Source organism: Mesorhizobium sp. B2-1-1 (genome assembly GCF_006442975.2).
Taxonomy (GTDB): Bacteria; Pseudomonadota; Alphaproteobacteria; order Rhizobiales; family Rhizobiaceae; genus Mesorhizobium.
In genome coordinates this window covers 5,312,598-5,327,949 of the sequence record NZ_CP083954.1, presented here as the reverse complement: position 1 = coordinate 5,327,949, position 15,352 = coordinate 5,312,598, and the positions used below count along the sequence as shown (strand labels likewise).

The window sequence follows — 15,352 nt, the reverse complement described above, 5'->3', positions numbered from 1 at the left end:
TCTCCCCATGGCAAGAGCGAGCGATATATAGAAGCTATTTCGCCGGCTCTGATGCTTGCGCGGAGATGAAACGAGCGAGGGCGAACACGCCCTCGACGAAGTCTTCTCCCTCGATAAACCGGCCCTCAACCCAGCGTCCCTGGGTATCCTGACTGTCGACGAGCTGACGCACCTTTGAATTCAGTTCGCCAGTACTCAACTCATCCGCGGCACTGATCCACAGTCGTTGACGTGAAACTCTCTGCCCCCGCGTTGCACTCTCGAGCCGAGCGAACACCGGCTCGATCTCTGCACCGGTTTTCATGCCGTAGTGTTTCAGGAGGTCCATGTCGTCGAACGTCACTTGGCCGCCCTCATCGATGTAAAGCGGCCGGTTGGTGTTGAGTTCGTAGAAACGTGCCCAACTGCCGTCGGACAGGCGCGCCGCCTGTAGCCAGGTGGCTGCAGTCGTCGCCGCGTGCAGCAACCGCGCATCCCTGTTTTGCTCGTTCAACTCGATCAGGTAATCGATATTGCCGGCGGTTTCGCGCGAGACGACCGCTGGCGGCTCAAACCTGCGTCCCCAAACCGGCTGCATGGAACGATCGTAACCCTGAGCCCAGCCCTGTTGTGGCGCGGGCAACTGGGCTGCAAGGAGAAAATCACCGACCTTCTCCGCCGTCTTGAGATATGCGGGATCGTGATATGTGCGGTAGGCGTTGAGAAAGAGACGACCCATATCGCGGGGAAGATTGTCATTGATGATGAAATAGGGCGGACGATCAGGCTTCTGCCACTCGTGAGACCAACTGGCCGGAATACTCGCCTTGGCCGCAGCCTTTACATCCGCCCCAGGCGCGACTCCCTTGAAGAATACCGGGAAGGCCCCATTCGGGTATTGCACCCGCATCAATCGATGAAGCGCCCTGTCGATGCAGGAACGGACGTCCGGATCCGAACCGCCGCTCGCCAGGTCGAACCACATCAGAAAATTCAGCACGCTCTGTGTGTTGTTGTCATCGAGGACAGTCTCGTTGCGTTGCGGATTGTCCTTGATATCGCGACAGGTATTCCCGCCCAACTTCAGTGCGCGGTAGCACCATGTCGCCGCCTTTTGCGGGTCGGTCTCGATCTTGTAAAACCATCCGCCGGACTCCAGCTGAGTCTTGACCAGAGCGGTTGCCACGACCTGGGCAGACTGAAGCCATTGCTTGTCGCCGGTAACCTCGAAAATGCGCAGGAACGCAGCGCCGACAGCCGGCGTACCAGGCGGCTGCACCCAGCCAACGCTCGCGGGCACGGTACCGCCCTCGCCCACCCTCTTTTGGCCGTCGAGGGAATATTTCCATACATAAGTTCCCGCTACACCGAGATGATCGCGGAAATAGGCCCCGGCAGCCTCGACCGCCTTCCGTGCCTCGGCCACTGTCGGCTGAGGTTGAGGCGCCCCGGCCAGTGCAGTGCCGCACGACAGCGCGACAAACAGAGCCGAGGCAATATGCCTTAGCACGGCAGCGCTCCCGCTGGGCCTCAAGCGGCCGCCTCGTGTGGACGCGTGGTTGCCTTGGCTGAACCGAGGATCACATGAGGCACGAAGGGCGCCGTCACCGCCGCCGCAGGCTTGGCTTCCTCTCTGCGGTAACTGGGAAGCATATCCGCAACAAGATTTAACACTCCCTCAGTGTCGCCGGCCCTCGCCAAGCGACGCAATTGCGAAAATCCCTTGCGAAGCGTGTCAAGCGGCATCGCGTTGGGCACGGCGCCCAAGACTCCGGAAATCGGAACGTCGACACGTCTTTCGCTTTCGTCGAAGAGTTCCTCGAACAGCTTTTCTCCCGGCCGGCAGCCGACAATCTTGATCTTGACGTCCTCATCCGGCCGAAATCCCGCGAGCTTGATCATGCGGCGCGCCATGTCGATGATCTTGATTGGCGCACCCATGTCGAGAACGAAGATTTCGCCCTGTCCGAGTTTTTTCTCCAGACCATGGGCCGATGCCTGCAAGGTCAGTTCAACCGCCTCGCGTATTGTCATGAAGAAGCGCTTCATCTCCATGTCGGTCACGGTCAGCGGACCGCCGTGGGCGAGTTGGCGCTTGAACAGCGGGATCAGCGACCCGCTTGAACCCAGAACATTGCCGAAACGAACGGTCATGAAGCGGACGGGGGTATCGCCGGCGGTGAAGGCGAGGTCCAGGGACTGGCAGTAGAGTTCCGCAAGGCGCTTGGTAGCGCCCATGACACTGGTCGTGTTCACAACCTTGTCGGTGGATATCTGGACCATTGCCTTGGCGCCGCAAAGGCGGGTCGCTTCTGCCACGTTCATAGTACCGATGACGTTGGTAAGAATGCCCTCACAGGGATTCAACTCGACCATCGGCACATGTTTGAGCGCCGCCGCGTGGAAGACCAGGTCGACGCGATGGCGTCGGAAAATCTCGCCCAGGCGAACAGGGTCGCGTACGTCGCAGATATATGGCTTCCGGCGCACATTAGGGAATTTCTCCGCCAATTCCAGATCGATGGCGTACAGATTGTACTCGCTGTTATCGATCAGGACCACTTCGGTGGGGCCGAGCGCGGCAATCTGCTGCGTGAGCTCTCCGCCGATCGAGCCTCCGGCGCCGGTGACGACGATGCGCCTGTTTTCGATCATTCGGGACAACGCATCTTTATCAAGAACCGCCTGCGGCCTCTCCAGAAGGTCGGTAAGTTCGATGGGGCGCAAGTCGAAGCGACTCTGATATTTAGGATTGCGCAGTTCCAGGACCGGGGCGGGGCGAGAGACAGCGATGCCCAGACGGTCGGCCCGGTCGATCAGCGCTTCAAGCATCGGGTCGACGAGGCCAGGCACCCTTTCGGTGAAAATCACGTGGCGGGGCTTGATGCCGCGACCTTCCAGATCGCCGATGACCATGTCGAAGTCTTCGATGCTGCCCAGAACCGGCACGCCGCGCAGGAAATAGCCCTCTGTCGTTGCGCCATTATCGAGCACGCCGACCGGCCAATGGCGTGCATTCGGATCCCGCTGCAGCGCGCGAATATAAAGATCGGCCGCATCGCCTGCACCGATCAGCAGCACAGGGACCACGTCGCGTCCGTTTCTCGCTCTGTTCGCAGTCGGACCAAAGCGGCTTAGCTCAACGAGCTTGGAGCGGATGCGAACTGAAATAAGCAGCGGCACGAGCAACAGAAACTGGATCACTATCACCGAGCGCGGGATCGAATCGAGCCGTGTAGCCACAAACATCAGGAACACGAAGGCCAGCGATGTGACGAATGCCGCGCGAACGATACCGAGCATGTCGCCGACAGAAGCATATCGCCAGTTGCGGGTGTAGAGGCAAGTCACCGGGAAGACCACGGCGCATGTAAGCAGGAAGCAAGGGAGTGCGAAGAGCAACGAAGCGTGGCTTTCCGGACCGGTGAATTCTCCATCAAGGCCCAATCGCATGAATGAAGCAAACGACAGTGCCGCCAGCGCCAGGGCCAGATCGATGATGTAGAGATGAAGGTTCTTGCCAACGGCCTTGGCGCGCCCGGTCACCCGCCGGCGCAAGTAAGACAGCACATGAACAATCGTCCGCGGTTTGCTGACGAGACGGCCGAGAGCGATCGCAGTGGCCAGCAAAAGGGATTGGCCTCCCAGTGGACTGATTGCCTCAAACGGCTGATCTGACTGGCTCATTTCTAGACCTCGACAAAGCTTAGCCGCCGCGCCCCAAGAGAGCGCGTCAAGAGATGCGGCTGTTTGAACTCGCAGGCACAAATCCGTGCCTGCCAGTCCCTTGCTCAATCAAGAACAGGTTGGCCTGCAATCGTTCGGATTCGAGGCTACGATCTTATCGCTGCTATGGGGCGCTTTACCCGCTTTCTAAGCAACACATGCTTTTGTGCATGGGGGGGCTATCGGAACTGCAAGCGGACTTTGCCGCGTTAATCCAAAGAGGTACTCCCATCAGTCCGGGCCAGCCAGCTAGCTAGGTCTCGCTGCACCGACGCAATGGCTTACAATGGCGGAGATTAAAATGGTCGCTTGAGTTTCGGTCCGGCGGTCCCGTTCTTCGGGCACTTCATTGTTGACGCCGCCAATGCGCCAAACTCACGCTAGCAGAGGAAGCTTTCTATGCTCGGACAGTTGAAGAACAATCTTCGCGACGCTACCTTTTTCCTTGGCGAAGCCGTCGTTCCAAAGAAAATACGCTACTCGGGTCCCCTGGGAGCGTTGCGCCGCCAGATGATCTTTTGGTCGCGAGACTCCTTTGTGCTTTCATACCCGAAATGCGGTAGAACGTGGCTGCGCACCATGGTTGGCCGCGTCATCGACAAACACTACGGCCTTAACCTGCAGAATCCGATGGAAATCCAGCATTTCTGGAAGATCTCATCGAATATTCCCTGCATCGGCTTTTCTCACGACGACAGCCCAAACCTTAAGCGTCCCAGCGAAATCCAGGTCGATAAGTCAAAATATTCAGGAAAAAAGATCCTATTTCTGGTTCGGGATCCGAGAGACGTGCTTGTTTCATATTATTTCGACGCAACGCACCGAATGAAGGTGTTTGACGGAACGATCAGTGAGTTTCTTGCCCAGGATGTCGGCAGCATTGATTCCATCATAGCGTTCTACAACGCTTGGGCGCACAACCGCGATAAGGTGAAGGCATTTCAAATGCTGTCCTACGAACATATGCGCCAAGCTCCAAAATCGGCGCTTCGCACGGCGCTAGATTTTCTGGGCATTCAGGGCGTGCCGGAGATGATCCTCGATGAGGCGACAACCTTTGGCTCTTTCGAGAATTTGCGAAAGATCGAAATGGCAGACGCTTTCGGTCACGAAAGAATGCGCCCGACGGACCAGTCGAATCCCGACAGTTTTAAGGTGCGCCGGGGTAAAATTGGCGGTTATGTCGACTATTTCAACAGAGACGAGATCGCTTACATGGATGAGAGAATTTCCAGCTCTTTGGACCCGTATTTCGAAATATACCACCGCAAGGCATAGCGTCGAGCTCTACTGCAAGGGGAAGCCTTGTCGCTTCCGTGCTGGGACGTCGCATAAGACTTCCCGGTCGAAAAAGTCCACGGCTCTTCCTTCGCCTGTCATCGGTCATTTCCCCACCGTGCTTTGATGGCGTCCATGATCAAAACGTTGAGCTTGGACGCCCCGGTCTCGCTGAGATGGTTATCGTCCCGATAAAAAATCTGAGAGCCTCGATTGGCGAAACAGCGCTGTTGATCGCAGAAGGCCTTCTCCGGATACACACGCACGAGATTTGGATCGGATCCGACATTATCGTATAATGCGTATGTCCGTTGCGTTCGCCGGCGGAAATCCCCGTAGGAAACCGAAATCGGGTCCGCCTGCATATAAGCTGCAGGATCGTTCTGGCGTCTGGCCCGCATGAGAAGCACCTGCGGGACGTTCCAACCCATCTCCGGGACAGGATAGACTAAGACAACTTTCACCCCGCGCTCCAGAAGTGTGTTTATGGTGCGGGAAATGGCCGTGGCGACTGCAGCCGGATCGGCGGGCCCGGTTTCACCCAGCTTGGCCAAATGCGGGTGATCGTCGCCCGGCTCGATTCCCCCCTCGCCATTGTTGTAACGGCTCTGCTCCACGAGAATGGGGAGACGCCACAAGAGCACGGCTATCGGTCGCTTCAGCCTGCCTACGTAGTCGAGCCTCTTGTCATTGTAGTCGCCTGGACAACCCGGTTGGTCCACGTCAACCCTTTGCAGACCGAGGAGAAATACGCAGCCGCCTCGATTGAGCGGTGTGAACGAGGCGATATCTCGGTAGTCATCGAGGCTGTCTCGCATCGGACCAAGCAGAGTGCGAGCGTGAGAGTCACCTAAACTAACAAGAGCATAGCCCTCGGGATTCGAGCCATGAAAGGTACAAGGGCCCTGTTCAGGCGCAAAGTTGAGACAGCTCTTCCCGTTCTGAAAGATCTGAGCCTCGCGAATATCGGATGCAGCGGCAATCGGGGCCAGGCCGTCCGCAAAACGGCTTGGCATGCCATTTTGGACATACCAGTAGTATCCGCCGCCGCTGAGTAACACGGCCCCCAGTGAGGCAATCAGCCATATAACGCGCTTGCTGGTTCGCTTTCTGCTGCGAGTCGGCATCTCAACGAAGCGGTAAGTCGCAGTGGCAAGTATGACAGACATCAAAATCCAACAAAATACCATCGTTCCATCGACAGAATTGGTCACACTCAATCTGCCGAAAGCAAATATCGGCTGGTGCCAAAGGTAGAGGGAATATGATATCAGGCCGACAAATACAAATGGCTGGGAGGAAAGCGCTCGTGTAATGGGATCGCCGTGCCCTGTATACCAGATAAGCAATGCCGTTCCTGCAACCGGGATCAACGTTACAAGTCCTGGGTGATGCCACTGCGGCCTCATCAGCGGCACCGAGCAGATCAGGAGCGCCAAACCGACCGCAGGCGCGACTCGCGAAGAGCGCATCGACACAAGCCGGCCGCCAGTCAATTCACGTCTTGCCAGAAACACCCCCAACCCTAGTTCCCAGATTCGGGTTGGCAGTAGAAAAAAAGATGCGTCCGGGAAATGCCGCGTCATCCACTCCGCAAGAATGAACGAAACGACGAGCCCAATGCACAGGATGGCTGTTAAAAATTTCCGAGAAAATTTCCACACCAGTAGAAGAAAGCAAGGGAAGATCACGTAGAACTGTTCTTCGACCCCCAAGCTCCAGGTGTGAATTAATGGACGAAAAAGATTGTCGGCTGCGTCATAGCTCGCAACATGCCAGAAATATAGATTGGAGGCTGAAAACACGGTTGCCAAAAGGCTCGCCGAATAGTCTCTAAAGGCACTCGGCAGCATATATAGCCAAGCGAAGGGGATCGTTACTGCTAAGACGGTATACAGCGCAGGTAGGATCCGTCTCGCGCGACGCTCGTAAAAATTGGCGAACGAGAAAGTCCCATCCATGACTTCCCGCTGTACAATCGAGCCAATCAGATAGCCGCTAATAACAAAAAAGACATCAACGCCAATAAAACCGCCCGCAAAGGGGTCAAGGCCCGCGACGCGAAGCCCTGAATGGTAGAGGATCACCAGAACGACTGCGATCGCCCTCAGGCCGTCAATTTCGCGGCGATATCCAACTTGACCGGCCGGGGTCGTGGCCACGATCCCACTCTGGGCAGCTCCCGTGTCTTGGTTCGCATTGCGAGCAGGATGATGGGCTTCGTACGGCAGACCTCGATCAATGCCGAGGGAACCATATGTCAATGGCGCAGCTGACTTTTCGTGAAACTCACTCATATCAAAGGAGGCCCTTCCCTTGGATGCGTCTATCAGGATGCCGGCGTGCTGACGCTCGGATCGGCCTGAAGCTGCTGCTGCAGCCAGGTCGTTGTGCTTTTTGCGGCTCCGATGACAAGGAAATCGATGTGCTCACCCGCATTGCGAAAATCCTTTAACCGCCGATTTCGCTGGTTAGGTCGGTCGCCAAGCCGGCTTTGCGGGAGCAAAGCGCCCTGTCATAGATCTTCATGACATTTTCGACATGGCGGTGCGTGCTGTAGGAGAAGAAGGCGTGGTCGCGGGCTGCATCGCTGATCCGGGCCCAGAGCGGCGGATTGGACAGCAACCGCGATAGCGGCTCCATGAAGGCCCCGGCGTCTTCCGGTGTGACCAGAAATCCGGTCCGCCCGTTCTCGATAGCTTCCGGATTGCCGCCATGATCGGTTGCAACCACCGGCGTCCCAAGAAACATCGCCTCGATAAGGGTTCGGCCGAAGGGCTCTCCCATGGCGGGAACCACCAGAACATCCGTTGCCGCGAGGAAAGGTTCGATCGGGTTGCGAAAACCCATGAAGCGCACCGTTTGGCCGAGCCCGCGCTCGGCGCAGCGCACGCGGGCGGCCGCTTCAAGATCTTGCGAGCCCGCGGGTGAATTCCCGAACACGCAGCCGACGACCGGGATTTGCGGATGCTCCCGCACGAAACGATCAAGGATATCGATGAAGAGGAGCGGCCGCTTTCGTTCGATCAGCCCGCCGATGAAGCTCAGGACGCGTGTTCCTGGTGCAAGGCCTAGCTCGTCCAGAAGTGCGGCCTTGGCCGCGATCCTGTCAGGCACAGTCGACGGATGGTCGAAGGGACTATGGATGACGCTGAGCCGTCCCTTGAGGGATCTGATCGGATGCCGCGGTCGCGAAAATCGCGACACCGTCACCATGCGATGCGCGATGAGCGGCGCAAGCACGTTAGCGCCCTTGGCGTCGGGGTCGCCGCGATGATGCCAAACCAGCCGAGCACCTGCCAGCCTCGCCGCAATGCCCCAATTCACATGCGTCCTGCCGTCATTGGTGTGAACGATATCGAACTTCTGCTCCTTGATGAAACGCCGCATGCGCGGAAGCGTACTGGTCAGATAGGTCATGACATCGCCGGGGATTATTCCCTTTCCAGGCGAAGTCGTCGGCAGCGGAAAACCCGTGAAGGGCTGGCCCTCCATTTGCAGAAAGGCCGCCAGAGGCCCGGCCGTTTCCTGAAGCACCAGAATCGGAACGACCTTCGATGTATCGAGGTTCTGGATGAGCTTGAGCGCCGAGATGTGGCTTCCACCGACATCATCACCGATAAATGGAAAGCAAACCCGTATCGGCCCTTGGCTAGCTCCTCCAACCATCGCCTGTTACCCGGTCGCGGTTCCGAGGTAGCTGCCTCGTTCGAGGTAGCTGACGATCACTTCCGCGGCCTCCTCGGCGCTCAGATCCGGCGTAACCGTGATCTGTGGCGCTTCCGGGCGCTCATAGGGACTGCCGATGCCCGTGAAATTCTGGATCAACCCATTTCGGGCGCGTCGATAAAGGCCCTTCGGGTCGCGGCTTTCAGCGACCTCCAGTGGTGTGTCGATGAAGATCTCGATAAACTGCCCTGGGCCGAAGAGGTCGCGCGCCATCCGCCGCTCCGCCTGGAATGGCGAAATGAATGAAGTGAGCGCTATCAGCCCCGCGTCGACCATCAGCTTGGCGGCCTCGGCGACGCGACGAATGTTCTCCACGCGATCCGCGTCGGTAAAGCCGAGATCTCGATTCAAGCCATGGCGAACATTGTCGCCGTCCAGAAGGTAGGTGTGCCTGCCGATCGCATGGAGGCGCTTCTCCACGAGATTCGCGATCGTCGACTTTCCGGAGCCCGACAGGCCTGTGAACCACAGCACCACGGGCTTTTGACCTTTGGCGATCGCCCGCGCATTCATGTCGACATCCAGTGCTTGCCAATGGACGTTGTTCGCCCTGCGCAGACTGAAGTCGATCATTCCGGCACCGACCGTGTGGTTGTTGATCCGGTCGATGACGATGAACGCGCCGGTTTCGTGCACGTTGGAGAACGGGTCGAAGGCGAGCGGTGCCTGTGTCGTCAAGTTGACGAAGCCGACGTCGTTCTTCTCGAGGGTTTTTGCTGCCAGTTTTGCAAAATTATTGATGTCAACCCGGTGTTTTATCTGCGTAACGCTCGCACCCACCACGCTGGTGGCGAGCTTGATCAGATACGGGCGGCCGGGGATCAATGGATCCTCGTGCATCCAGAGCAGATGGGCCGCAAACTGGTCTGACACTTCCGGGCGCTCCGCCGCCCCCGCCAGGACGTCGCCGCGAGAAACGTCGATCTCGTCTTCGAGCGTCAGCGTGACAGCCTCGCCGGCCGCTGCCTCCGACAGGTCTCCGTCCTGGGTGACGATGCGCTTGACCAGGCTCGTCACGCCGGATCGTGCCACGACCACACGGTCTCCCGGCCGGATCACGCCGGCGGCGATGGTGCCGGCAAACCCGCGAAAGTCGAGGTTCGGGCGATTGACCCATTGCACCGGCATCCGGAAAGGCGCGCTACGGCGGTCTCGTTCCACCTCGACGGTTTCCAGATGCTCGATGAGCGTCGGGCCCCGATACCAGGGCAGGTTCTCGCCTTTCGAAAGAACATTGTCGCCATAACGCGCCGACAGCGGGATGGCATCCAGAGACGCGAAGCCAAGCGGTTCCGCGAAGCTTCGATAGGTCGCCTCGATCTCGTCGAATACCGTTTGCGAATAATCGACCAGGTCGATTTTGTTGACCGCAAGGACGACATGCCGGATTCCGAGCAGCGAAACGATGAAGGAATGTCGGCGTGTCTGGGTCAGAATGCCCTGCCGCGCATCGACAAGAATGATCGCCAGGTCGGCATTGGATGCGCCAGTAGCCATGTTGCGGGTGTATTGCTCATGGCCGGGCGTGTCGGCGACTATGAATTTGCGCCGTTCCGTGGCGAAGAAACGATAGGCCACGTCGATCGTAATGCCCTGTTCGCGCTCGCTGGCCAGACCGTCGACCAGAAGGGCGAAGTCGAGATCGCCGCCGGTTGTGCCGTGGCGTTGGGAATCGCGGGTAAGTGTGGCAAGCTGGTCTTCCATCAGCAGCTTCGTGTCGTAGAGCAGCCTGCCGATCAGCGTCGACTTGCCGTCGTCCACGCTGCCGCATGTCAAAAATCGCAGCAGGCTCTTCTTCTCGTGGACAGCAAGATATTGCGAAGTGATCTCGTCTATCGAAGAAGATTCGAGTTCCGCGGTTTGAGCAAAACCCAGCATCAGAAGTACCCCTCGCGCTTTTTCTTTTCCATCGAGGTTGCCTCGTCATGGTCGATCAGCCGACCTGATCGCTCGGAGGTCCTCACGACAAGCATTTCCTGGAGCACTTCGGGAACAGACGCGGCAGTGCTTTCAGTGGCCGCGGTGAGGGGATAGCAGCCAAGCGTGCGGAAGCGTACCGAGCGCATTTCGGGGGATTCGCCTGGGCGGAGCGGCAGACGATCGTCGTCCACCATGATCAACTGTCCGTCGCGCTCCACCACGGGGCGTTTGGCCGCGAAATACAGCGAGACGATGGGGATGTTCTCCCTCATGATGTACTGCCATATGTCGGTTTCGGTCCAGTTCGAGAGAGGAAAGACCCGGACGGACTCCCCTGGTTTCAGCCGGCCGTTGTAGAGGTTCCATAGTTCCGGGCGCTGGTTCTTTGGATCCCAGCCATGGCTATCGCTGCGCAGCGAAAACACCCGTTCTTTCGCGCGGCTCTTTTCCTCGTCGCGCCGCGCGCCGCCGAAAGCGGCGTCGAAGCCGAGCGAGGTCAGTGCCGATTTCAGCGCCTCCGTCTTCATGATCTGCGTGTAGGTCGACGAGCCATGTGTAAATGGCGTGATCCCTTCGGCCAGGCCGGCCTCGTTGCTACGCACCAGCAGCTTCAGGCCAAGCCGCGCGACAGTCTCGTCGCGGAAACGGATCATTTCTTTGAATTTCCACGTCGTGTCGATGTGGAGAAGGGGGAACGGCAGTTGCGACGGATAGAAGGCCTTCATCGCGAGATGGAGCATTACGGCCGAGTCCTTGCCCACCGAATACAACATCACCGGGTTGCGCAGTTCGGCGACGACCTCGCGAATGATATGGATTGATTCAGCCTCGAGTCGTTGCAGATGTGTGAGCCACGAAGGAGAGGAAGGCGAGCGCCGCTGCGCTGCAGGCAAAGTGACCAGGGCTTGAGGTGCCTGGGCTTGAGGCGCAAGAGCTTGAGGTGCAAGAGACATCTAGATCGCCTTTGAAGGGGCAAGACTTGCTTGGTTGAGAGCGTCCGCCGGCGGGGTTTGCCGGTCGGGATGATGGGCGGTCTTGAGCGCCTGTCGCAACGAAAGCGCCAGGCCGAAGGCCCACAGAATGCCCAGGACGATATGGGCAATATTGCCCCCCATCGCGCCGATCCGCGGGATGAGCAGGAGGGCCGTCACGTGGAAGGCGGCTGTGGCAACGACAACAATGCGCAACACCTCACGTTGCCGGCCCATGGCAAGCAGCGCCGAGCGGGCGGCTGAGCCCGAAAGCACGAACGTGACCGCCACCATCTGCACGATGACGAGGCTGGCTGCGCCTATGAACTCCGGTCCCGCGGTCCAGGCGAGCAGCGGCCGGATGAGCACCGCCACGACCAGGACGCAAATGACGCCAAAGCAGAGCAGCATGGCTTCGGTCTGAAAGATCACCCGCTTGAATTCCTCGATGCTGCCTTTTGCCCAAAGGCGGGCGACATCGGGATAGAGAACGTTTTGCACCTGCGGGCCTACTTGCTGGCCGACGCGGCCTATACGCTTGGCGATCTGGTACAAGCCAGCCGAGGCCGGGTCGGCTAGCCATCCCACCAGCAGCGTATCGAGTTCTTGCGCGCTCGCGCGCAAAGTGAGTGAGATGTTCGACGACCACGCGAAATTCCAGATGCCAGGGAAGCGGCGTGTGATGCCGGCCAAAGGCGCGCCCAGGACATTGTGGACACCCTGCCTGTGTAGCGCGCGCATGGTCAGCGTCAGGAGCGCCAGGGAGCCGAGGATCTGCGTTCCGGCCCAAACCGCCGTGAAGTAAGCGAGATCGCCGTTGAGCAGCACGCCGAGCAGACACAGCAATACGCGCAGAACGGCGTTGAGCAGCTGCCCATAGGCGAGGAGGCGAAAGTTGCCGGCCATGCGTTGGACAGCCACGGGGACGCCGGAAATCTGAAATAGCAGAACGCTGGAGTAGAGAACAAGAAGATGCACAATTTGCGTCGACCAACCGAAAACCGGCGCAATGAGAAGGGCCGCGCCAATGGCGACGACCCAGGCGCTGACAGCGGCGCCGACATCGATAAGCAGGCCGAACTTCATGAGGACGCGCAAATTCTCGTGGCCCTCGGATGCGTTCATGCCGGCTGCGTATTTGATAATTGGCTGCCACGACTGGAAGCTGACAACGCGTTCGACGACCCTTGTGAACGCGATGATCAATGCAAGCTCACCATAGTTCGTCACGCCAAGCGCTCGTGCTGAAAGCGTAAAGGCTACAAGCGCCAGCAATGAGCCAAGAAAATTGCCGGTCAGAAGGTGTGCGATATTGGCCAGGCGCGTGCGGCCCGCACTCTTGCGCCTGGCAGCTTGCAGCGCCCGTCGAGCCAGTCTTCCGATCATCGCAACCGTAGCCAAAGTCGCCCCGCTCATTCTTGATCGGCAGTACGCGTCCCTTGGTCGTTCTCCGGGATTGTTTCTGCCGATGCATCCATCATCGGCAGAAACCAGAAAGCCGCCACGACCAAGTTTGGTCCTGTCGCAACCCCAATAAGCTAGGACCTGATCGCCGCTACGACCGATGGCCTACCCCATTAGCGGTAGCAGCTTCATGGCCGTTTTATCGCTAAATATATGCGGAACAAAAAAGTAGAACTATAAGACATACCGAACTAATAAAGAGAAAATTGCCTAGATATTTGGCTTTGTAAATTTAAATAAAAGCAAACGGCTCCATATCCTATTAATCTCCTCGGGATGAAGCACGACATATATGGTGCGCCTCTTTCGCTGTTGGTCGAGGATTGATCTAAGGTTGGATCCGGTAAGAGATATGCCGAAATCCGACGGGCCCGAATAGGCTTGGCCGAGCATGCGATCCAGCATCAACTCTCCCAAGGCCGGAGTGTAACGCGCAGAGCTCCAGTACCACCGCATCGTCTGATGACGATCGCCCGGATCCGGAATGTCTTCCATTGTAACGGAGTTATAGCCGCTAAAATCCCACAGTTTCACTTCAGACGTGGCTGTCTTGGATGCGTTGACCTGACTTACGGTATACGTCAGATCCACACGCCAGCGGTCGTAAACCGGGAGTAGCCCCATGGCCCTGAGTGCTTCCATCTGACGAGCATGTATCGGCGAAATGAAGAGCGTGACGTCTACTCCAGCGGCGGTGAGACGATCCAGCAGGTCATGCAACAGGCCGATTCTGGTGATGTCATAATCGAAGCTGCCGGGAGACGAAAACTCCGCCATCAACCGATTCAGCCTCTGGTCGGACACCTGTCTGTAGCTGTAATTATGTGCCAACATGATCTGGTGAAAACCGTCTTCCTTGTCGGTCTCCCGAAATCCAATGCTGTTGGCGTGCACCGTCCGCAAAGCGTCGATAAAGCTTTCGGGGGAGAACAGGGACCGCGCATAAACGATAGGCATTGGGACTCCGGCAAAGCCGGACTCCGGAAAATCTTGGGTTTCCGTTCGGTCCGCCTCAAACATGGAGAAATCGAGATTGACGATCATCCGGCGGGGTGCGCCGTGAGCCAGGGCGAACATGCCAATGTCATAGAGTTCGACCATGCTCGCATGCGGAACCGCGGCATTGTAGGCCTTCAGCCTAGCTAGGCTCGGTCCGGCGGGATCAAGCCCGACGCGCGCCCGCGAGCCGCCGAGGATCAAAGTGTCGTAGTCGGTGAGCCATAGACGTAGTGAGCGCTCGGCTGTCGTACCGATCGAAAGGCGATGTGTCTTTTCGGCATTGAAATCAGGAATCTCCAGATGATGGTTGATCCCATATGGATCGACAACAAAAACGAAAGCGGCAGTCCCAAGTTCTAGCAGAATACCGATGGCTGCAACCCTTGCGGCCAACCGTGGCAGGCGCGATCCAGACGTCCTCAACGGCCCGCCCGACTGCAAAACCTGCGAGCCCATGAACTCGGGCATGGTGGCGTGTCCCGCGGCGCTGATCCCCTCTCGGGTGAAGATCTTGTAAAAGGTCAGGCAGAGAATTTTCAGGTCAAGTGCGAAGGTCCGGTGATCGACATACCAGACGTCCAGGACGAAGCGGTTCTCCCAATCAAGTGCGTTGCGGCCGTTCACCTGCGCCAAACCTGTGATGCCGGGAATGACTTGGTGACGACGCGCCTGCTCAGGGCTGTAGCGGGGGAGATACTCCATCAAGAGGGGACGAGGCCCGACGAGGCTCATCTCACCCCGCAATACATTGATCAATTCGGGCAGCTCATCAAGGCTGCTTGCGCGCAGAAAGCTGCCAAAGCCAGTCAGCCTGTCAGCATCGGGAAGCAGCCGGCCATGACGATCCCGACGATCGGTCATCGTTCTGAACTTGATTATCTTGAATGGTTTCCCGTGCAGGCCGGGACGTTCCTGGCGGAAAAAAACAGGCCGCCCAAGAAGCAGCGCGACTGCTATTGAAAGCACCGCGATGAAGGGCGACATCAGCAGCAGAAGGCAGGCGGCACCGAGCAGATCGAACGTGCGTTTCATGAGCGATGCTCCTTTCATCGGCATGCCTGCCGCAGCTCGCTGATACGTCCTCTGGCCAACCGCAAGGCTTCGTAGTGGTCAAAAGCCAGGCCACGCCACGGGACACAATCTCGAAGTCTACATGTGCCTTGTGTCTTGAGACCGATCCCAATCAGGGACGATGTGCGGGCATTGCCTTCCACGCGCGACAGGTCGCCGCTTTTAGTTACATTGGCTGTAAAGTGCGCCTATCAAAGATCATTCTCCGGATGAAC

General features: G+C 58.1%; 9 protein-coding genes. 1 reads left to right on the top strand and 8 read right to left on the bottom strand.

Going from position 1 to position 15,352, the window contains the following annotated elements; translation table 11 throughout:
- Nucleotides 1-34: 34 nt before the first annotated feature.
- Nucleotides 35-1,489 carry a hypothetical protein gene (locus FJ972_RS26000; RefSeq protein WP_140525320.1) on the bottom strand — a complete coding sequence of 485 codons (1,455 nt, stop codon included), beginning with the start codon at nucleotides 1,487-1,489 and terminating at the stop codon, nucleotides 35-37.
- A gap of 20 nt (nucleotides 1,490-1,509) precedes the next feature.
- On the bottom strand, nucleotides 1,510-3,774 hold the full coding sequence (locus FJ972_RS25995; protein WP_226880442.1) for a nucleoside-diphosphate sugar epimerase/dehydratase: 2,265 nt from the start codon (nucleotides 3,772-3,774) through the stop codon (nucleotides 1,510-1,512).
- 330 nt (nucleotides 3,775-4,104) lie between these two features.
- Between FJ972_RS25995 and FJ972_RS25990 the strand changes: the two genes are divergently transcribed.
- Entirely contained in the window at nucleotides 4,105-4,983 is an 879-nt protein-coding gene (locus FJ972_RS25990) for a sulfotransferase domain-containing protein (protein WP_140513519.1), read from the top strand.
- 98 nt (nucleotides 4,984-5,081) lie between these two features.
- Here FJ972_RS25990 and FJ972_RS25985 read toward each other — a convergent pair whose 3' ends face one another.
- The 6 genes from FJ972_RS25985 to FJ972_RS30285 form a co-directional block, all read right to left on the bottom strand.
- Nucleotides 5,082-7,145 carry an acyltransferase family protein gene (locus tag FJ972_RS25985; RefSeq protein ID WP_181171809.1) on the bottom strand — a complete coding sequence of 688 codons (2,064 nt, stop codon included), beginning with the start codon at nucleotides 7,143-7,145 and terminating at the stop codon, nucleotides 5,082-5,084.
- A 289-nt stretch (nucleotides 7,146-7,434) separates the two neighbouring features.
- Nucleotides 7,435-8,652, bottom strand: a complete 1,218-nt coding sequence (locus FJ972_RS25980) for a glycosyltransferase family 4 protein (protein ID WP_140498434.1) — start codon at nucleotides 8,650-8,652, stop codon at nucleotides 7,435-7,437.
- A 6-nt stretch (nucleotides 8,653-8,658) separates the two neighbouring features.
- The gene (cysN, locus tag FJ972_RS25975; protein ID WP_140513523.1) at nucleotides 8,659-10,590 is read right to left on the bottom strand and encodes a sulfate adenylyltransferase subunit CysN; all 1,932 of its coding nucleotides are present in this window, start codon (nucleotides 10,588-10,590) and stop codon (nucleotides 8,659-8,661) included.
- The gene (cysD, locus tag FJ972_RS25970; protein WP_226880440.1) at nucleotides 10,590-11,585 is read right to left on the bottom strand and encodes a sulfate adenylyltransferase subunit CysD; all 996 of its coding nucleotides are present in this window, start codon (nucleotides 11,583-11,585) and stop codon (nucleotides 10,590-10,592) included. The genes cysN and cysD overlap by 1 nt, the downstream gene beginning before the upstream one ends.
- Complete coding sequence (locus tag FJ972_RS25965; protein ID WP_226880438.1) at nucleotides 11,586-12,989, bottom strand: lipopolysaccharide biosynthesis protein; 1,404 nt, start codon at nucleotides 12,987-12,989, stop codon at nucleotides 11,586-11,588.
- A gap of 288 nt (nucleotides 12,990-13,277) precedes the next feature.
- Nucleotides 13,278-15,098, bottom strand: coding sequence for a sugar transferase (locus tag FJ972_RS30285; protein ID WP_140513525.1), 1,821 nt, complete (start codon nucleotides 15,096-15,098; stop codon nucleotides 13,278-13,280).
- Nucleotides 15,099-15,352: the final 254 nt, after the last annotated feature.

What these genes read in the sequence shown, in the direction of transcription:
- FJ972_RS25990 (WP_140513519.1), top strand. Translation starts at nt 4,105, where the DNA reads ATGCTCGGACAGTTGAAGAACAATCTTCGCGACGCTACCTTTTTCCTT.
- FJ972_RS25980 (WP_140498434.1), bottom strand. Translation starts at nt 8,652, where the DNA reads ATGGTTGGAGGAGCTAGCCAAGGGCCGATACGGGTTTGCTTTCCATTT.
- cysN (WP_140513523.1), bottom strand. Translation starts at nt 10,590, where the DNA reads ATGCTGGGTTTTGCTCAAACCGCGGAACTCGAATCTTCTTCGATAGAC.
- cysD (WP_226880440.1), bottom strand. Translation starts at nt 11,585, where the DNA reads ATGTCTCTTGCACCTCAAGCTCTTGCGCCTCAAGCCCAGGCACCTCAA.
- FJ972_RS25965 (WP_226880438.1), bottom strand. Translation starts at nt 12,989, where the DNA reads ATGATCGGAAGACTGGCTCGACGGGCGCTGCAAGCTGCCAGGCGCAAG.
- FJ972_RS30285 (WP_140513525.1), bottom strand. Translation starts at nt 15,098, where the DNA reads ATGAAACGCACGTTCGATCTGCTCGGTGCCGCCTGCCTTCTGCTGCTG.